The following is a 19,392-nucleotide window of genomic DNA, read 5'->3' as shown; positions in this document are numbered from 1 at the left end:
TCCTACAGGTTTCACCCGGATCCTGTGGGAGCGAGCCTGCTCGCGAAAACGTTTGGGTAACAGGGTCATTCAGGCAGGGCGCGTTATTGTTGACGTCCTTCGCGAGCGTGCTCGCTCCGACAAACCGCCAACCACCATCACCCCACCCAATACCCCATCATTCAGAAAGCCCCCATACCCCCACGGTTAACAAAACATAACGTGCCGTCGATTGTCAGCCGTCGAAAAACACCGATAGGATAAGCCAGCTTCCGAAGGGGCTCTGGATTGCGGGTTTCAGGACTATGCTCTGAAACAGGTCATCCCGATACGCACCCTTGCGGCGCCCTGAAAGGTTGAATGACCTAACAATAATAAAGGGGGAAGGTCTATGAGTGAGCCTGTCATGGGTGTGGGTATTTGCCGCCCGCCGGCTTTACGCAAATTCGCGTTGCTGGCTACAGCGCTCTCGCTGTTGGGCTGTGCCGTGTGGTCGGCACCTGTGCTGGCGGCTGATGCGCCGGCATCCGACGTTTTTTATTCCGTTGAATCGGCCAAGGCCAGCAAAAGCCTGGTTCTCGATGTCGTGCACGCAGGCAAGCGTCTGGTGGCGGTCGGGGATCGCGGGCATATTCTGTATTCCGATGACCAGGGTACGACCTGGACCCAGGCCAAGGTACCGACCCGGCAACTGTTGACCTCGGTGTTCTTTGTCGATGACAAGCATGGCTGGGCCGTCGGTCATGACGCGCAGATCCTCGCCAGCGAGGACGGCGGCGTCACCTGGACCAAGCAGTTCGAAGATCTGAAACGCGAATCGCCGCTGCTCGACGTCTGGTTCCAGGACGCCAACAGCGGCTTTGCCGTGGGCGCTTACGGCGCGTTGATGGCCACCACCGATGGTGGAAAGAACTGGGAAGACGTCAGCGACCGCCTGGACAACGAAGACCAGTACCACCTCAACGCCATTGCCGCCGTCAAGGACGCCGGGCTGTTCATCGTCGGCGAGCAGGGCAGCATGTTCCGCTCCGCCGATTGGGGCCAGACCTGGGAGAAGCTCGAAGGCCCGTACGAAGGTTCGTTGTTCGGCGTGATCGGCACCGCACAACCCAATACGTTGTTGGCCTATGGCCTGCGCGGCAATCTTTACCGTTCCACGGATTTCGGCAGCACCTGGGAGCAAGTCGAGCTCGAGGCTGAACGCGGTGCCCTGGAGTTCGGCCTGTCCGGCGGCACGCTGCTCGACGATGGTTCCATCGTGATCGTTGGCAACGGTGGTTCGGTGATCAGCAGCAGCGATGACGGACAGACTTTCAGCGTCTTCAACCGCCGGGATCGTATTTCCATCTCTTCGGTGGTCGGTGCAGGAAACGGCAATCTGATTCTGGGTGGACAAGGCGGCGTTCGCGCCACTTCGCCAAACGGCGCGGAGCTGGGCAAATGAGCTACGTTAATAATAAGAAGGCGGGGCTATGACTTCCTTGAGCACTCATCATCAGGACAAGGCGACGTTTCTTGAACGCCTGATTTTCAACAACCGCCCGGCAGTGATCACGATCTGCCTGCTGGTCAGTATCTTCCTGTTCTGGCAGGCGACGCTGATCCGGCCGTCCACCAGCTTCGAAAAAATGATCCCGCTCGAGCATCCGTTCATTCAAAAGATGATGGAGCATCGCAACGATCTGGCGAACCTGGGCAACACCGTGCGGATCTCCGTGGAAGCCACCGACGGCGACATCTTCTCCAAGGAGTACATGGAGACCCTGCGCCAGATCCACGACGAAGTGTTCTACATCTCTGGTGTCGACCGCTCCGGCCTCAAGTCGCTGTGGAGTCCGAGCGTGCGCTGGACCGAGGTGACGGAGGAGGGCTTCGCCGGTGGGGAAGTGATCCCGCAGAGCTATAACGGTTCGCAGCAAAGTCTCGACCTGCTGCGCAACAACGTACTCAAGTCCGGGCAGGTCGGGCGGCTGGTGGCCAATGACTTCAAGTCGAGCATCGTCGATATCCCGCTGCTGGAGTCCTACCCGGACCCGCAGGACCAGGGCAAGTTGCTGGCGCTGGATTATCGCAAGTTCTCCCACGAGCTTGAAGACAAGATCCGCAACAAGTTCGAAACGCAGAACCCCAACGTCAAGATCCACATCGTCGGCTTCGCCAAGAAGGTCGGCGACCTGATCGATGGCCTGGTGATGGTGGTGATGTTCTTCGGTGTCGCCTTCGTCATCACCCTGATCCTGCTCTACTGGTTCACCAACTGCATGCGCAGCACCGTGGCGGTGTTGAGTACGACGCTGGTGGCGGTTATCTGGCAGCTGGGCCTGATGCACTTCTTCGGTTTCGGCCTGGATCCGTACTCGATGCTGGTGCCGTTCCTGATCTTCGCCATCGGTATTTCCCACGGCGTGCAGAAGATCAACGGCATTGCCCTGCAATCCAGTGAAGCGGACAACGCCTTGACCGCGGCGCGTCGGACGTTCCGTCAACTGTTCCTGCCGGGGATGATCGCGATCCTTGCCGATGCCGTGGGTTTCATCACGCTGCTGATCATCGACATCGGCGTGATCCGTGAGCTGGCCATCGGCGCATCCATCGGCGTGGCGGTGATCGTGTTCACCAACCTGATCCTGCTGCCGGTGGCGATTTCCTACGTCGGCATCAGCAAGCGTGCCGTGGATCGCAGCAAGAAAGACGCGACCCGTGAGCATCCGTTCTGGCGCCTGCTGTCGAACTTTGCCAGTGCGAAAGTCGCTCCGGTCTCGATTCTGTTGGCGTTGATCGCCTTTGGCGGCGGCCTCTGGTACAGCCAGAACCTGAAAATCGGCGACCTCGACCAAGGCGCGCCGGAGCTGCGTCCGGACTCGCGCTACAACAAGGACAACAACTTCATCATCAGCAACTACTCCACCAGCTCCGATGTACTGGTGGTGATGGTCAAGACCAAGTCCGAAGGCTGCTCGCGCTATGAAGCGATGGCGCCGATTGACGAGCTGATGTGGAAGATGCAGAACACCGAGGGCGTGCAGTCGGCAATTTCCCTGGTGACCGTGTCCAAGCAGATGATCAAGGGCATGAACGAAGGCAACCTGAAATGGGAAACCCTGTCGCGTAACCCGGATGTGCTGAACAACTCCATTGCCCGGGCCGATGGCCTGTACAACAACAGCTGCTCCCTGGCGCCGGTACTGGTGTTCCTCAACGATCACAAGGCCGAGACCCTGGATCGCGCGGTTCACGCGGTGCAAGAGTTCGCCAAGGAAAACAACAAGGACGGCCTGGAGTTCATCCTCGCGGCCGGTAACGCCGGGATCGAGGCGGCCACCAACGAGGTGATCAAGAAGTCCGAGTTGACCATCCTGATTCTGGTGTACATCTGCGTGGCGGTCATGTGCATGATCACTTTCCGTTCCTGGGCGGCGACCTTGTGCATCGTGCTGCCGCTGGTGCTGACCTCGGTACTCGGCAACGCCCTGATGGCCTTCATGGGTATCGGCGTGAAGGTCGCGACCCTGCCGGTGGTGGCGTTGGGTGTGGGGATTGGCGTGGACTACGGAATCTACATCTACAGCCGTCTGGAAAGCTTCCTGCGTGCCGGGCTACCGCTGCAAGAGGCGTATTACCAGACGCTCAAGTCCACCGGTAAAGCCGTGTTGTTCACCGGTCTGTGCCTGGCCATCGGCGTGTGCACCTGGATCTTCTCGGCCATCAAGTTCCAGGCCGACATGGGGCTGATGCTGACCTTCATGCTGCTGTGGAACATGTTCGGCGCACTGTGGCTGTTGCCGGCGCTGGCGCGGTTCCTGATCAAGCCGGAGAAACTGGCGGGGCAGAAGGGCAACTCGCTGTTTGCTCACTGATCCACGATCAGAAACACAAAAGCCGCAACCTCAGGGTTGCGGCTTTTTTATGCCTGGAGTTTCCATCGCTCCCACAGGGTTCTTTAGTGGTTATGAAGGATCGCTGCCCAGAACCACATTCAGCGCACTGCGCGCATCATCCAGTTGCACCAGCGTCGCATGCCGGGCGCCCAAGGCATCGCGGTTTTCAATCGCGGTGAGAATCGCCTTGTGCCGTGGCAACGCCAGTTCATGCAGGTTCGGTCGCTGGTTGGAATGCTTCAACGCTTCGGCAATCGCCACCGAGAGCATGTTGCACAGATTGGCCAGCAGATCGTTGTGGGTCGCATCGGCGATGCGGCTGTGGAAGTCGAGGTCCGGTTGTAGCAAGGCCTCCGGCGTGGGCGCAGCCTCCATGCGTTGGTAGGCTTCGCCGATGGACGCGATGTCGGCGTCGGTGGCGAATTGCGCGGCAAGGGCCGCGGCCGCCGGTTCGATGATGCTGCGCACGCTGGTGAGCAAGTCGAAGAACTCATTCTGGGGGCTGCTTTGCATCAGCCAGTGCAGCACATCCGGATCCAGCATGTGCCAGTCCTTGCGCGGTTTGACCACGGTGCCGACCCGTGGACGGGAATACACCAGGCCCTTGGCGACCAGCACCCGCGTGGCTTCGCGCAATACCGGCCGGCTGACGGCATATTCCTCGCACAACAACGCTTCGGCGGGCAGTTTGTCGTCCGGCAGGAAACGTCCGGAGACGATTTGCATGCCCAGTTCCTGGACGATGCGCGAGTGCATGCTTTTGCGGTCGGAGGGTTTGCGGTAATCCATGGGGAGCGACGCGGTCCTGTGCGATGGGGTACCGCGCATGATAACAGGCACGGCGCAATCTTGAGGCAGATGCTCAAAGCAAATGTGGGAGCCAGCCTGCTGGCGATGGCGGTGTGTCAGTCAACATGAATATCAACTGACAGACCGCTATCGCTAGCAGGCTAGCTCCCACAAAGGGGCGGCGGTGTTAATGGGAATGGCGGGGAACCTCAGCCCCGCGGCAACCAACCAGGAAGTCAAAGTCGCAACCCTGATCCGCCTGCAGCACATGGTCGATGTACAGTTGACGGTAACCACCGACCAACAACTGTTGTGGCGGTTGCAGGTCGGCCATGCGCGCCGCCAGTTCGGCATCCGGGATGTCCAGGTGCAGGCGGCCACTGGCGCAATCGAGCTCGATCCAGTCGCCTTCCTTCACCGCCGCCAAAGGTCCGCCAGCCGCCGCTTCCGGTGCGACATGCAAGACCACGGTGCCGTACGCCGTACCACTCATGCGCGCATCGGAAATGCGCACCATGTCAGTCACGCCCTGGGCCAGCAGCTTGGCCGGCAGGCCCATATTGCCGACTTCAGCCATGCCCGGATAACCCTTCGGACCGCAGTTTTTCATCACCAGGATCGAGTTGGCGTCAACGTCCAGTTCCGGGTCGTTGATCCGCGCCTTGTACATGTCGAAGTTTTCGAACACTACGGCGCGGCCACGGTGCTGCATCAGCTCCGGTGTTGCGGCCGAGGGCTTGAGCACTGCACCCAGCGGCGCCAGGTTGCCGCGCAGCACGCAGATGCCGCCGTCGGCGCGGATCGGATTGTCGAGGGTGCGGATCACTTCGTCCTCACCGTAGATCGGGGCGTCTTTGGTGTTCTCGCCAATCGACTTGCCGTTGACGGTCAAGGCGTTGGGGTTCGGGATCAGGTTGGCTTCACCGAGGCGGCGCAGTACCGCTGGCAGGCCGCCGGCGTAGTAGAACTCTTCCATCAGGAAGCGCCCGGACGGTTGCAGGTCGACGATGGTTGGCATGCCGCGACCGATACGGGTCCAGTCGTCCAGATCCAGTTCCACGCCGATGCGTCCGGCGATGGCTTTGAGGTGAATGACCGCATTGGTCGAACCGCCAATCGCGGCGTTGACGCGAATGGCGTTCTCGAAGGCCTCCTTGGTCAGGATCTTCGACAGTTTCAAGTCTTCGCGAACCATTTCCACTGCACGCATGCCGGACATGTGCGCCAACACATAGCGGCGCGCATCGACCGCCGGAATTGCCGCGTTGTGGGGCAGGGAAGTGCCCAGTGCTTCGGCCATGCAGGCCATGGTCGAGGCGGTGCCCATGGTGTTGCATGTACCGGCCGAGCGGGACATGCCGCCCTCGGCCGCCAGGAAGTCATCGATGGTGATGGTGCCGGCCTTGACCTGCTCGCTCAGCTGCCAGACCACGGTGCCCGAACCGATATCCTTGCCCTTGTGCTTGCCGTTGAGCATCGGCCCTCCGGTGACGACGATGGCCGGCACATCACAACTGGCCGCGCCCATCAGCAAGGCCGGGGTGGTTTTGTCGCAACCGGTGAGCAGCACCACACCGTCGATCGGGTTGCCACGGATAGCCTCTTCGACGTCCATGCTTGCCAGGTTGCGGGTGAGCATGGCGGTGGGGCGCAGGTTGGATTCGCCATTGGAGAACACCGGGAATTCCACCGGGAAGCCTCCGGCCTCGATCACGCCGCGTTTGACGTGCTCGGCGATCTGGCGGAAATGCGCGTTGCACGGGGTCAGTTCCGACCAGGTATTGCAGATGCCGATGATCGGCTTGCCGTGGAACTGATGGTCGGCGATGCCCTGATTCTTCATCCAGCTGCGGTACATGAAGCCGTTCTTGTCGGCGGTGCCAAACCATTGGGCGGAGCGCAGGGTGGGTTTCTTATCAGACATGATCGACTCTCTTATTGTATGACTATATTGTTCGAGCTGAGGTGTAACATAAGCGCAAATTCACAGCTTTGGAAGTGTTGTTGGTTAATTAGTATTACTATATAGTCATTTTCAGCGGAGGGATGGCCCTGACGGTTTGCCGTGAGAGGCGTCCCCCGAGGTTATATAAAAACAACAATCGGAGACCGATCTCATGAGCCAGGAACTGCGGCTTATCCGTCGCATCACGCTGAAACTGATTCCCTTCCTGATCCTGCTGTACCTGATCGCCTATGTGGATCGCTCCGCCGTGGGGTTCGCCAAATTGCACATGGGTGCCGACATCGGCCTCGGTGACGCGGCTTACGGTCTGGGCGCGGGGCTGTTCTTCATTGGCTACTTCCTGCTGGAAATCCCCAGCAACCTGATGCTTGACCGCTTTGGCGCACGGCGCTGGTTCGCGCGGATCATGGTCACCTGGGGCGCCATCACCATCGGCATGGCTTTCGTCCAGGGACCGAACAGCTTCTATCTGATGCGCTTTCTGCTCGGTGCGGCGGAGGCCGGGTTTTTCCCGGGCGTGCTCTACTACATCACCCAATGGTTCCCTGTGCGCCATCGCGGCAAGATCCTCGGGCTGTTCATCCTGTCGCAACCGATCGCGATGATGATCACCGGTCCGGTGTCCGGTGGCTTGCTCGGCATGGACGGCGTGCTGGGGCTGCATGGCTGGCAGTGGCTGTTCATCGTCATCGGCGCCCCGGCGATCCTGCTGACCTGGCCGACGTTGCGCTGGCTGCCGGACGGTCCGCAACAGGTGAAGTGGATGGATCAGGCTGAAAAAGACTGGCTGGCCGGCGAGCTGAAAAAGGACCTGGAGCAATACGGCCAGACCCGTCATGGCAACCCGTTGCACGCCCTCAAGGACAAGCGTGTGCTGTTGCTGGCGCTGTTCTACCTGCCGGTGACCCTGAGCATTTATGGCCTGGGCCTGTGGCTGCCGACCCTGATCAAGCAGTTTGGCGGCAGCGACCTGGTGACCGGCTTCGTGTCTTCGGTGCCGTACATTTTCGGGATCATCGGCCTGCTGATCATTCCGCGCAGTTCCGACCGTTTGAATGATCGCTACGGCCACCTGGCGGTGCTTTATGTGCTGGGCGCGCTGGGCCTGTTCCTCAGTGCCTGGCTGTCGGTGCCGGTGCTGCAACTGGCGGCGTTGTGCCTGGTGGCGTTTGCGCTGTTTTCCTGCACTGCGGTGTTCTGGACCTTGCCCGGCCGGTTTTTTGCCGGCGCCAGTGCGGCGGCGGGGATTGCCCTGATCAACTCGGTGGGCAACCTTGGCGGCTACATCGGCCCGTTCGTGATCGGCGCGCTCAAGGAGTACACCGGCAACCTGGCCTCGGGCCTGTACTTCCTGTCTTGCGTGATGCTGTTCGGCCTGGTGCTGACCGGCGTGGTGTACCGCCTGTTGGAGCGCAAGCACGTACTGCCGGCGGATGAGTTTGCGGCCAGCGCCCGAGGCGCATCCCGTACCTGACACAAAACACGAAATTACCACTGACCCAGGGGGAGCGGGCTTGCCCGCGATGACGGCGGCTCATTCAACATTGATAAGCCAGATAGATCGCTATCGCGGGCAAGTCGAATCGTCGCACCGCCGCTCCCACAGGGATCTGGGGTGTTTGATCACACAGGAGAACATTCATGCGTTTGGTGCAATTCGAATTGAGTAACGGCGAACGCCGGGTCGGCGTGGTCGAGGAAGGGCTGGTGCGCGAAGTGCAGGACACACGCACGGTTCGCGACCTGGCCCTGGCGGCGATCGAGGCGGGCGTCAACCTTGAGCAACAGGTGCAATGCATGGGGCTCGGTATCAGTCACGACTACGCCGAACTCCTGGCGCAACTGCGCATTCTGCCGCCGCTGGATCATCCGGATCCGGCGCACATGCTGGTCAGCGGCACCGGTCTGACTCACCTGGGCAGCGCTTCAGCCCGGGACAAGATGCATCAGCAGGCCGGTGATGAAGCGGCGATGACCGACACGATGCGCATTTTCAAATGGGGCGTGGAGGGCGGTAAACCCGCAGAAGGGCAGGCCGGTGTGCAACCGGAATGGTTCTACAAGGGCGACGGCAGCATCGTCGTGCGCCCGGGCCAGCCGTTCCCGTTGCCGCCGTTTGCCGAAGACGCCGGTGAAGAGCCTGAGCTGAGTGGCCTGTATGTCATCGGCCATGACGGCAAGCCCTATCGCCTGGGTTTCGCGGTAGGCAACGAGTTCTCCGATCACGTCATGGAGCGCAAGAACTACCTGTACCTGGCTCACTCGAAGCTGCGCAGTTGCAGCTACGGCCCGGAACTGCGGGTCGGCGAACTTCCTCAACATCTGGCCGGTGCCAGCCGCATCCTGCGTGACGGTGAAGTGCTGTGGCAAAACGAGTTCCTCAGTGGCGAGGCCAACATGTGCCATAGCCTGGCGAACCTCGAGTATCACCATTTTAAGTACGGCCAGTTCCTGCGTCCGGGGGATGTGCACATCCACTTCTTCGGCACCGCGACCCTGTCGTTCGCCGATGGCGTGCGCACCCGACCCGGCGATGTGTTCGAGATCAGCCAGGCTGAGTTCGGCGCGCCGTTGATCAATGGCATCGCAGCGGTTGAAGCGGCTTTCGAACCCGGCACCGTCGGTTCACTTTGAGGAGTTACTGATGACCCGAATTCTTGGTCATAACTATATTGGCGGCCGGCGCAGCGCGTTGGGCAGCGTCAAACTGCACAGCGTCGATGCGCAAACCGGCGAGACGCTGCCCCATGATTTCATCCAGGCCACTCCGGAAGAAGTCGATGCCGCCGCCAAGGCTGCCGCTGCTGCATACCCGACCTATCGCGGCTTGAGCGCCGAGCGGCGTGCGCAGTTTCTCGATGCGATTGCCGATGAACTGGACGCACTGGGTGATGATTTCGTGACCCTGGTTTGCCGCGAAACCGCATTGCCCGCGGCACGGATCATCGGTGAGCGCGGGCGCACCAGCGGTCAGATGCGCCTGTTCGCCAAGGTGCTGCGTCGAGGTGATTTCTACGGTGCGCGCATTGACCTGGCCTTGCCAGAGCGTCAACCGCTGCCACGTCCTGACCTGCGCCAGTACCGCATCGGCCTCGGTCCGGTGGCGGTGTTTGGTGCCAGCAACTTTCCCCTGGCATTCTCCACCGCCGGTGGCGACACCGCCGCGGCCTTGGCTGCCGGTTGCCCGGTGGTGTTCAAGGCCCACAGCGGGCACATGGCCACGGCTGAGTCAGTGGCCGATGCGATCCTGCGCGCGGCGGAAAAAACCGCGATGCCGGCGGGTGTGTTCAACATGATCTACGGCGGCGGGGTCGGCGAAGCGCTGGTCAAGCACCCGGCGATTCAGGCGGTGGGCTTTACCGGGTCGCTCAAGGGCGGTCGGGCCCTCTGCGACATGGCGGCGGCACGCCCGCAACCGATCCCGGTGTTCGCCGAGATGTCGAGCATCAACCCGGTGATCGTCCTGCCCCAGGCGTTGCACGAACGCACGGAAACCATCGCCCGTGGCCTGTCGGCTTCGGTGGTTCAGGGTTGCGGCCAATTCTGCACCAACCCTGGACTGGTGATCGGCATTCGTTCGCCACAGTTCAGCGCATTCCTGACGTTGTTGGCAGACATGATGGCTGATCAACCGGCACAAACCATGCTCAACGCCGGGACCCTGGGCAGCTATGGCAAAGGCTTGCAGAAACTGCTCGATCATCCAGGCATCGAGCACCTGGCGGGTCAGCCGCAACAAGGACGCCAGGCACAACCGCAGTTGTTCAAGGCTGATGTCAGCCTGCTGATCAACGGTGATGAGGTTCTGCAAGAGGAAGTGTTCGGCCCGACCACGGTGGTGGTCGAAGTGGCGGATCAGACGCAACTCACTGCTGCGTTGAATGGGCTGCACGGTCAATTGACGGCGACGATCATCGGCGAACCCGCGGATTTCGAGCAGTTCGCAGAGCTGACGGCGTTGCTGGAACAGAAGGTCGGGCGGATCCTGCTCAACGGCTATCCGACCGGGGTGGAGGTCTGTGATTCGATGGTCCATGGCGGACCGTATCCGGCGACCTCCGATGCGCGCGGCACGTCGGTGGGCACCCTGGCCATCGACCGTTTCCTGCGCCCGGTGTGTTTCCAGAACTACCCGGACAGCCTGCTGCCGGATGCGCTGAAAAATGCCAATCCGCTGGGTATTCAGCGACTGGTGGATGGCAAGCCGTCGCAGAGCGCGATCTAACCGTCACGCACTAACCCCCTGTGGGAGCGAGCCTGCTCGCGAAAGCGGCGGAACAGTCCGGAAATTTATCGACTGACACTCCGCCTTCGCGAGCAGGCTCGCTCCCACATTTGTTGGGTGTCGCGGGCAGGTGCCGTGACGGGCACTAATGAGTTCCCACATTGAGCTATCATTGCGTTTTTCCCACTCAAAGATTGACTGCCATGACTGCTGTAACCGATACCTTGCTCAATGCCCTCGAACATTGCGGAATGGTGGAAATCGACGGGCTGCATGCCTTCGAATTTGCCCTTGATGTCGACGACAACCTGCACATCGAATGCATGGATGGCCGAGCGGCCAAGCACTGGGAATTCACCCCGGCACAGGTCCAGGCGGCGACCTACGACACCACCTTGCAAAGCTGGTTGATCACCGGTGATTCTGGTGAACACCGTCTGGTCTGCCTCGGTGATGTCATCAGCGGCGATAACGAAGACGACGCCCAAGAGGATGCGTAACCTCTGGCCCCTGTTGATCGCCGGCAGCATCGGCGCGATGGGTGTTCAGGCCGCCTGCGCCGACGACTATCAATTGCTCGTGGGTTCCTATACCGCCGGGCAAAGTCAGGGCATTTATCGACTGAATTTCGACAGTGCAACCGGGCAGATCAACGCCAGGCCGCTGCAAGTGATCAACAGCGAAAATCCATCATGGCTGACCTTGAGCAAGGATCAGCGGCGGCTGTTCGTGGTCAACGAAAATGGCCCCGGCCAGACCGATCCGGTCGGTCGGGTCAGCAGTTATGCGATCGACCCCAAGAGCCATGAGCTGAGCCTGATCAATCGGGTGCAGAGCCTGGGCAATGAGCCGACGCATTCGAGCCTCAGCGCGGACGCCAGCCATCTGTTTGTCAGTAATTACTCGGTAGCCGAAGACCCGGGCGGTACCCTGGCAGTGCTGCCGGTGGGCGCCGATGGCGCGCTCAAACCGGTGGTGCAGATGGGCAGTCATCCGGCCAGCCGGGTCTATCCCGAACGGCAGATGTCGGCGCATGTGCATTCGACGATTGCGTCGCCGGATGGCAGGTATGTGTTTTCCAATGACCTGGGCGCGGACAAGGTTTTTGTCTACCGCTTCGACCCCAAGGCCAATCCGGACCTGCCGTTGACCCCGGCCACGCCGGCATTCGTCCAGCTGCCACCCGGCAGCGGTCCGCGTCATCTGCTGTTCAGCGCCGATGGCCAACACGCCTGGCTGACCATGGAAATGAGCGCCCAGGTGGCAGTGTTCGATTACCGCGACGGCAAGCTTGAGCAGACGCAAATGGTCGATCTGGCTACCGGTCAGCCGGTGTCGGACAAGGCGGCCGCTGCACTGCATGCATCAAAGGATGGCAAGTTCCTCTACGTCAGCAACCGCGGCACTGCCAATCAATTGCTGGTATTCGCCATCGACCCTGTGACCGGCCATCTCAAGGAACTGCAACGGCGCTCGGTGGAGGGCGACCATCCTAGGGAATTCAGCCTCGATCCCAGTGGCCAATTCCTGCTGATCGCCAACCAGAAAAGCAACCAGATTGTTGTCGTCGAGCGCGATGCCAAGAGCGGTCTGCTGGGCAAAACCGTGCAAAAACTGCCGATGGACGCCCCGAGCGATCTCAAGTTTGTGCTGCGACAATAGGCCGCAGGCCACGATTCGCGGGGTCTGCAGCTTTCTATCAATGAGGCTGATATTTGGTAATGCTACAAAGCATTTCAAGGCCTCGTTCCTCGAGGGTTAAGTTTGCTTCACGGCCCCACCGGGCAAGCAAGCCAACTGACTCCGAGGTATACCGCATGAACTTCAATCTCTTCTCTGTAATCGCCGCTTCCGCCATCTCGGCCACCGTTGCTCTGCCAGCCAGTGCCAACGTTGAAATCAGCGACAAAAAATCCCACGCCCAGAGCTACACCCAGAAATACCTGCAACAAAGCGCCAACTTCTACGCCGCGCTGGATCACAAAGCCCAGCACTGAAATTGTCTCCCCGCACCCTTTATGCAGGAGCGAAGTCACTTGCCGATCGAGCGTTGAGCGTTCGAAAAGTTCTGAAGTGATGTCGCTCCTGCATAACGCGTTTACGACAGCATCAGATAGCCATCAATCTATTGCTTGATATCACATAGCCATGCGTTTAAATTTGACGCTGATTTTTTGACTCCTTCTCAAGAAAAGGATCGATGACATGGCGATGCGTCTTGCAGTGGTGCTGCTGTTTCTTTATTCCACTCCCATCCTGTCCGCGGCAGAGCCCATTTCCGGGGAGCCTGATGCTGCCCGCGAGCGCATGATTAGTTTTATCGAAGACTGAGATAGTCTGGCTTAATGATCAACGCAGCTGATAGTTGATATAGACACGTCTTGTTGGTGATCGATGCTTTTTTGATCGATTCTGTGGACTCTGAAACATGTCCACGGAGTTCATCATGGCCAGCGCAATCATCACTTCTGCCAAACACGGCGCCTATGTGGCTATCGGTCTTTACCTGGTCATGGTGCTGGTTGTCAGTCTTTCGCCGCAATCGCAACAAACCGTCGAACCGCCGATTAACGTTGCCCATCCCGGCATCCAGTTTGAACACCGCGCGCAACAGGCGCTGGCGGATCAGGCTGATCTCGCGGGAGTGGGCGGCGTATGAACCGTTGCAAACTTTTGGTTATCGCCTTCCTGGCAGTCATCACCAATGGATTTTCCTTGTTGGGGATCGGTCAAGGTTCGATAGGCGGGGTGGCACGGGCCATCGAGGCCAACCACAACATCGCGCGAAATATAGAGACAGCCAAGGCCATGGGGATGCTGGCCGGCAACCCGCCGCTCAAACCCGATAGCGGGTTTTTCGGACCATTCCATGTCGATTGCTCGGTGATCGGTATGTGCGAAGTATTGGCGTAAGCCACCACGATCCCTGTAGGAGCGAGCTCGCTCCTACAGAAAGCGGCTATTTCTTCATGATTGATACAAACAGTTCTGACCCCAGAAACCGCTGCAACCAGTCCTGCAGCCGTCGATACGGCGTCTGCGCGAACCACTCGCGATCGACATGGGCGAATTGCCGTATGAACGGCATCAACGCCACGTCGGCCAGACTTGGATGGTCGGCCAGCAAGTAATCGCGATCTTTCAACAATTCATCCAGCTTACGCAGGAACGCCTCGCCCTCGGCCCGATAAAACGCCATCGGCTGTTCGGGATAGCGTTCGGCGTACTTGTAGCGGTTCAGGTGCACTTTGAACGTCTGATCGTTCTCTTCGATCAATGCCGCGAGGGCGAGCTGCCCTTGCGGATCGTCCTTGAGCAACCAGTCCTGCGGATCATGCTGGGCCACGGCCCAGCGCATGATGTCCAGGCTTTCATCGATGACCCGACCGTCGACGCTCAGCACCGGCACCGTGCCTTTGCTCGACAGCGCGAGCATCTCGGCGGGCTTGGCCCTGAGGCTGACTTCGACGATGTCCACGGCAACCCCGGCGTAGCGCAGGGCCATGCGCGCCCGCATGGCGTAAGGGCAGCGGCGGAAAGAGTAGAGCGTGGTCATTTCACCTCCAGCGTACTCAGGCCGTTGCCCTGACGGCGGACCTGGATCTGCACCGGAATGCGCTCATGCATTTCCTGCACGTGGGAAATCACCGCGACCTTGCGCCCCTGGGCCTGCAAGCCGTCGAGGGCATCCATGGCCAGTTGCAGGGACTCCGGATCGAGACTGCCGAAGCCTTCGTCAATGAACAGCGATTCGATTTTCAGCGTACTCGACGCCATCGAGGCCAGACCCAGCGCCAGGGCCAGCGACACCAGGAACGTCTCGCCACCGGACAGCGAATGCACCGAACGCAGCTCGTCCCCCATCTCGGTATCCATCACCAGCAAGCCGAGCATGCTGCCGCCACGCTTGAGGCGATAGCGTCGCACCAACTGACGCAATTGCACGTTGGCATGGTGCACCAACAGATCGAGGTTGTAGGCCTGGGCGATCTTGCGGAAGGTGTCGCCGGTGGCCGAGCCGATCAATGCATTCAAACGCGCCCAGCGTTGATACTCGGCGTAAGCCTCGGCAATTTGCTGTGCCAGCGCCTGATTGGCGTTCTGCCGGCGCTGGTCCTCGGCTTGTTCGGCGCGCAGTTCGGCGCACAGTTGTTCGTTGACGGCGTACTGGTTTTGCAACTCGCTGAGGGCGCTGTCGAGTTGTTCGGCGTCAAGGTTACCGTTGTGCTGCGCCTGATGATCGAGCAAGCGCTTGTCGCGTTCCTCCACCAGGACCTTGGCCTGTTCAATGGCTTTTTCGCTGAGCTGCAAGCGTTGGCGCAACTCGCTGACCTGCGTGTCGTCGACCCGCAGCAGGTCTTCCAGGCCTCCGTCATCCAGCTCTGGATGGCGGCCGCGCCAGTCGGCGATCTTGACCGCCAGTTCCGTGTGTTCGCTTTCAAGAGCCTGCAAGCGTTCCTGCTGCGCCTTGAGCTCGGCGGCGATTCGTACCTGTTGCGTGTGCACGCTTTGCAGTTCCTGGGCGGTGCTGGTTTCGGCGCTGCGTGCGGTTTCCACGGCCCGTTCCAGTTGCTGCTGCCAATGCTCGGCGCTGCTGTGTTCGCCAAGCAACTGCCCGAGTTTCTGCTGGCTCGCCTGCTGCTGTTCCAGCAGCGCACTGAATTGCTGCTGCGCGGTTTGCAGTTGCAGGACGCGGGTCTGCTGCCGATCCTGTTCCTTTTCCAGGTTCTGCTGACGTTGTTGCTGTTCGATCAGTTCTTCCTTCTGCTGCTCGAGTTGCGCCAGGCGCTCGGTGATCTGCCGATCGAGCTGCATGAAGGTCGCGGCCGGCTCGACGCGCAACGCTTGCAGGGTCTCGGCCGGCAGCAGGCTGGCGAACGTGGCAAGTTCTTCGTCCAGGCGCTGACGGTCGCTGCCCAGTTCGCGCTGTTGATTGTCCAGGTGCTGGGCCGCTTGCTGGTGCGCGGTTTCGGCGTGGCGCAGTTGCTGGGTCAGGCGCGCGGCATCCTGTTGCAGAGTGAGCAGGGCCGTTTGCCGTTGCTCATCCTGGGTGATGCTTTGATTCAATTGGCTGTTTTGCTGGGCGAGCCAGGCGTCGCGTTTGTCCGCGTCCTGATTCAACAGCGGGGTGGCCAACGGGTGCGCTGCGAGGCTGGGCGCCAGGGCTTGCTGTTGCGCCGCCAGTAACTCCTGCTGTTGCAGCAGCTCCTTTTGTTGGGCGATCAGGCCGCCGACTTCAGCCCGCAGGTCGGTGAGTTTTTCCTTGAGCACGTCGACGGCTTTCTGGGCGTTGGCCTGTTCGCTTTCATCGAAACGGCCAAGGCTTTGCAACAGCGCTTCGGGCTGATGATACGGGTGCTCGTGGCTGCCACAGACCGGGCACGGCTGTTCGTCCTGTAACTGCGCGCGCAGTTCCTCGACACTCGCGCTGCGGGCCAGGCGCTGACGCTCCAGCAGCTCGCGGGTAACGCTAAGGGTTTGCTCGGCGACGCTCAGATCAGTCTTGGCTTTGACCCCGTCCTGAGTCAGGCGATCGCGTTCCTGCTGTGCGGCGAGCTGGCGTTGTTGCAGCTCGGCAGCGCGCTTGTCCAGATCCTGCTGGCTGGCCCACAACCGCGCCAGGTCTTCGATGGCCCGCAGTTGTTTGCGGTTGTCCTGCAACAGGCTGCCGAGAATGCCGATCTGGTCGGCAACGGCATCCGGTTCGGCGCCGGCTTCCTTGAACAGCACTTCCAGTTGCTGCTTCTGCGCGGTGAATGCTTGCGCGGTACGGCTGGCATTCTGTTCGAGAGTGGCCAGTTCGGCCTGCCCCTGATTCAGCCGGTTGCCGATCAACATCAACTGTTGCAGGCGATCTCGGTAGGCATTCCAGGCATCGCTCAGCGGTGCCAGATGGGCGCTTTGTTCCAGCCCGGCAGCCATGCGCTGCAGGTGTTCGGCGACTTGGGCCTGCCGGTCGAGCAAGGCTTGAATCGCGCTCTGGCCCTGGGCACAGGCTTGTTCGGCGTTGTATTTGGTTTCGGCGCCGAGGGCCGTGTCTTTGGCGAGGCGGGCGAGGGTGCTTTGTTCTTCGAAGGCCTGACGCAACAACGGTGTGCTGTCGGTCTGTTGCTGCTGCGCCTGGCTCAACGCGATACGGGCTGCGCCGAGCCGTTGCTCCAGCTGTGTCTGGCGCTCGGCGAGTTCGGCATGCTGCCGGGTATGCCCGGCAATATGCGCTGCCAACGGGGTCAGCTGCGCGTCGATCTCGGCCTTGCGGGCGAACTGGTGCCGTTGTGGCGCCAGTTGCTCCAGACGGGTCAGTTTCAGGCGTTCGCCGGCCAGGCTATGCCATTGGGCCTGTGCCGATTGCAGCTGCTCGCAGGCACTGTGTTGCGCGTCCTGCAGCTGATGCAGATCCTTGAGCCAGGTGTGTTGCAACTCAAGTTGTTTGAGTTGTGCTTGCTGCAATTTGAGTTGCTGCTGTGCCGCACTGAAGCGCTCATCCAATGCTGCCCGGGCTTCGGGTGCCAGCGGTGTGACCCCGGTGGCCTGATCCTGCAGCAGTTTGTGGGTTTCGCGGGCTTCCTTGGTCTTGTCGAAAGCTCGACGGCCCAGACGGGTATAGAGCGCCGTGTCGGTGAGTTTTTCCAGCAGTTCGCTGCGGTCGTTGTCATCGGCCTTGAGGAAGGCGCTGAACTCGCTTTGTGCCAGCAACACGGCGCGGGTGAACTGCTCGAAGTTCAGGCCCAGTACGGACTCGATCCGGCTTTTGAATTCGAGCTTCTGACTGGCCAGCAATTGGTCCTGATCAATGTCACGCAGGCTTTGCCGACTGGCCTGCAGCCTTCCGCCCGCTTTCTCCCGGGCACGGTTGGCTTCCCAGCGCGCACGATAGCGACGGCCGTCAATGCCGACGAAATCAACCTCCGCGTAGCCTTCACCGGTGCCGCGACGCAACAGGGTGCGCGGATCTGCGGTGCCGATATCACCGTCGATGTCCGGTGCCTTGGCCGATGGCTGAACACTGTTGAGCCGCGGCACCGTGCCGAACAGCGCCAGGCACAAGGCGTCGAGCAAGGTGCTTTTACCCGCGCCGGTCGGCCCGGTGATGGCGAACAGGCCGGCGCTGGCCAAGGGTTCGGCAGTGAAATCGATATCAAAGGGGCCGGCCAGGGACGCGAGGTTTTTCAGGCGGATGGCGAGGATCTTCATGGCTGTCCGCCCTCCATCTGCACGTCTTGCAACAGTTCGGCAAAGTCCTTGAGGGTTTGCTCGTCGACCTCGCTGCCGTAATTGTCCATCCAGGCGCGACTGAACAGTTCCTGGGGCGTGAGCTGGTCCAGTTCGATCAACGCGGCACCGTTTTCGGTGCCTTCACGGCTGCCATTACCGGCGTATTCGGCCGCGATGCGTACCAGGCGCACGGCCTTGCCTTGCAGGGCGGTTTCCACTTGATGACGCAAGTCCGGTTGCGGCTCGTCCAGGCGTACCCGCACCTCCAGCCAGGGCTGGCGCTGGTAGTCGGCTAGCAGGTCGATGTTCGGCAAGTCGGCCAGTTGCAGCAGGATCTCTGCCAAGGGCGCGGGGCCGAGGCGTTGCAGATTCACCGCGCGGGGAATGAGCCGGGGTTCGACGCTGACCAGGGTTTCACCCTCCAGGGTGATGTCGAGAATCTGGTGCTGGTAACCAATTTCGGAGAATGACAGTGGAATCGGCGAACCGCTGTAGCGAATCCGCTCTTCGCCGTTGACCTTCTGCGGCTTGTGCAAGTGACCGAGGGCGACGTAGCTGATGCTCGGTCCGAACAGGCTGGCAGGCAGCGCTTCGGCGTTGCCGATGATCAGGCTGCGCTCGGAATCTTCCGACACCGAGCCACCGGCCATGTGGGCGTGGCTGATGGCGATCAGCGCCTGACCCGGTTGACGCTTGGCGTTGGCCGCTTCGATCAGCCATTCGTGTACCTGACCGATGCCGCGCAGGTAATCGTCACCCAGATGCGCACCGGTCACCTCGGCCGGGCGCAGGAACGGCAGTGCCAGGCACCAGCCGGCGATGTTGCCGCTGGCATCGGGCAGCGGCAGCAACAGACGTTCGGCGTCCAGTTGGCCGTCATCCAGCCACAGCACCCGGCCCAGCGCATGGGTGCGCAAGCGGCGCATCAAGGGCGCGGGCAGTTCGATCCGCGAGCCGGAATCGTGGTTGCCGGCAATCATCACGATGGTCAGCAACGGTTGTTGTTCGTGGGCGCTGACGATGAAGTCGTACAGGCGTTCCTGGGCTTTGACCGGCGGGTTGACCGTGTCGAAGATATCGCCGGCGATCAGCAGTACATCGGGCTGATCGAGTTTGAGCTGACGCAGCAGCCAGTCGAGAAAACAGCCGTGCTCGAAATCGCGATCCTGGCCGTGCAGATTTTGGCCGAGGTGCCAGTCGGAGGTGTGGAACAGACGCAAGGCGAACTCCGCTATTTGAAAGGTGATGGCCGCGAGGAAAATGACAGCGGCGAAAGGGGAGAGAGTTTACTGGCAAACGCGCTAGAGATGAGTACTCGATCAAATGTGGGAGCGGGCTTG

16 protein-coding genes are annotated in these 19,392 nt (G+C 60.7%); 11 read left to right on the top strand and 5 right to left on the bottom strand.

Annotated elements, in window-relative coordinates:
* The first annotated feature begins 370 nt into the window (after nt 1-370).
* Both FFS64_RS12060 and FFS64_RS12055 read left to right on the top strand, forming a co-directional pair.
* Entirely contained in the window at nt 371-1,423 is a 1,053-nt protein-coding gene (locus FFS64_RS12060; RefSeq protein WP_137805566.1) for a YCF48-related protein, read from the top strand.
* 28 nt (nt 1,424-1,451) lie between these two features.
* Nucleotides 1,452-3,836 carry an RND family transporter gene (locus FFS64_RS12055; RefSeq protein WP_137805565.1) on the top strand — a complete coding sequence of 795 codons (2,385 nt, stop codon included), beginning with the start codon at nt 1,452-1,454 and terminating at the stop codon, nt 3,834-3,836.
* A gap of 90 nt (nt 3,837-3,926) precedes the next feature.
* On the opposite strand, the gene FFS64_RS12050 is transcribed toward FFS64_RS12055, so the two are convergent.
* Nucleotides 3,927-4,646 carry a FadR/GntR family transcriptional regulator gene (locus FFS64_RS12050; protein WP_170948679.1) on the bottom strand — a complete coding sequence of 240 codons (720 nt, stop codon included), beginning with the start codon at nt 4,644-4,646 and terminating at the stop codon, nt 3,927-3,929.
* A gap of 187 nt (nt 4,647-4,833) precedes the next feature.
* Nucleotides 4,834-6,570, bottom strand: a complete 1,737-nt coding sequence (locus FFS64_RS12045; protein WP_011334608.1) for an IlvD/Edd family dehydratase — start codon at nt 6,568-6,570, stop codon at nt 4,834-4,836.
* Nucleotides 6,571-6,763: 193 nt separating this feature from the next.
* Here FFS64_RS12045 and FFS64_RS12040 point away from each other — a divergent pair, with 193 nt between their 5' ends.
* The 9 genes from FFS64_RS12040 (at nt 6,764) to FFS64_RS12005 (ending at nt 13,750) form a co-directional block, all read left to right on the top strand.
* Complete coding sequence (locus FFS64_RS12040; protein WP_095194926.1) at nt 6,764-8,086, top strand: MFS transporter; 1,323 nt, start codon at nt 6,764-6,766, stop codon at nt 8,084-8,086.
* Between the two features lie 167 nt (nt 8,087-8,253).
* Nucleotides 8,254-9,246: an AraD1 family protein gene (gene araD1 / locus FFS64_RS12035; RefSeq protein ID WP_137805564.1), complete on the top strand. Its 993-nt coding sequence runs from the start codon at nt 8,254-8,256 to the stop codon at nt 9,244-9,246.
* Between the two features lie 10 nt (nt 9,247-9,256).
* Nucleotides 9,257-10,837 carry an aldehyde dehydrogenase (NADP(+)) gene (locus FFS64_RS12030; RefSeq protein ID WP_137805563.1) on the top strand — a complete coding sequence of 527 codons (1,581 nt, stop codon included), beginning with the start codon at nt 9,257-9,259 and terminating at the stop codon, nt 10,835-10,837.
* Between the two features lie 203 nt (nt 10,838-11,040).
* Complete coding sequence (locus FFS64_RS12025; RefSeq protein WP_095194923.1) at nt 11,041-11,337, top strand: DUF5629 family protein; 297 nt, start codon at nt 11,041-11,043, stop codon at nt 11,335-11,337.
* Complete coding sequence (locus tag FFS64_RS12020; protein WP_137805562.1) at nt 11,330-12,499, top strand: lactonase family protein; 1,170 nt, start codon at nt 11,330-11,332, stop codon at nt 12,497-12,499. Before FFS64_RS12025 ends, FFS64_RS12020 begins: the two co-directional genes overlap by 8 nt.
* A gap of 155 nt (nt 12,500-12,654) precedes the next feature.
* The gene (locus FFS64_RS12015) at nt 12,655-12,834 is read left to right on the top strand and encodes a hypothetical protein (RefSeq protein ID WP_095194921.1); all 180 of its coding nucleotides are present in this window, start codon (nt 12,655-12,657) and stop codon (nt 12,832-12,834) included.
* Nucleotides 12,835-13,042: 208 nt separating this feature from the next.
* Nucleotides 13,043-13,168: a hypothetical protein gene (locus FFS64_RS31690; RefSeq protein ID WP_256590244.1), complete on the top strand. Its 126-nt coding sequence runs from the start codon at nt 13,043-13,045 to the stop codon at nt 13,166-13,168.
* A 115-nt stretch (nt 13,169-13,283) separates the two neighbouring features.
* Nucleotides 13,284-13,496, top strand: coding sequence for a hypothetical protein (locus FFS64_RS12010; RefSeq protein WP_137805561.1), 213 nt, complete (start codon nt 13,284-13,286; stop codon nt 13,494-13,496).
* Nucleotides 13,493-13,750 (top strand): hypothetical protein, encoded by a 258-nt coding sequence (locus tag FFS64_RS12005; RefSeq protein ID WP_137805560.1) that lies wholly within the window; start codon nt 13,493-13,495, stop codon nt 13,748-13,750. Before FFS64_RS12010 ends, FFS64_RS12005 begins: the two co-directional genes overlap by 4 nt.
* A gap of 46 nt (nt 13,751-13,796) precedes the next feature.
* Here the strand turns inward: FFS64_RS12005 and FFS64_RS12000 are convergent, their stop codons facing one another.
* From FFS64_RS12000 to FFS64_RS11990, 3 genes are read right to left on the bottom strand one after another with little or no spacing between them, the layout of a single operon-like run.
* Complete coding sequence (locus FFS64_RS12000) at nt 13,797-14,393, bottom strand: glutathione S-transferase (RefSeq protein WP_137805559.1); 597 nt, start codon at nt 14,391-14,393, stop codon at nt 13,797-13,799.
* Nucleotides 14,390-18,031, bottom strand: a complete 3,642-nt coding sequence (locus tag FFS64_RS11995) for an AAA family ATPase (protein ID WP_137805558.1) — start codon at nt 18,029-18,031, stop codon at nt 14,390-14,392. The genes FFS64_RS12000 and FFS64_RS11995 overlap by 4 nt, the downstream gene beginning before the upstream one ends.
* Complete coding sequence (locus FFS64_RS11990) at nt 18,028-19,272, bottom strand: exonuclease SbcCD subunit D C-terminal domain-containing protein (RefSeq protein ID WP_137805557.1); 1,245 nt, start codon at nt 19,270-19,272, stop codon at nt 18,028-18,030. The genes FFS64_RS11995 and FFS64_RS11990 overlap by 4 nt, the downstream gene beginning before the upstream one ends.
* Nucleotides 19,273-19,392: the final 120 nt, after the last annotated feature.

Source organism: Pseudomonas sp. G(2018) (genome assembly GCF_005502415.1).
Lineage (GTDB): Bacteria > Pseudomonadota > Gammaproteobacteria > Pseudomonadales > Pseudomonadaceae > Aquipseudomonas.
The sequence above is the reverse complement of the archived record's forward strand: the minus strand, read 5'-3'. Positions and strand labels throughout refer to the sequence as shown.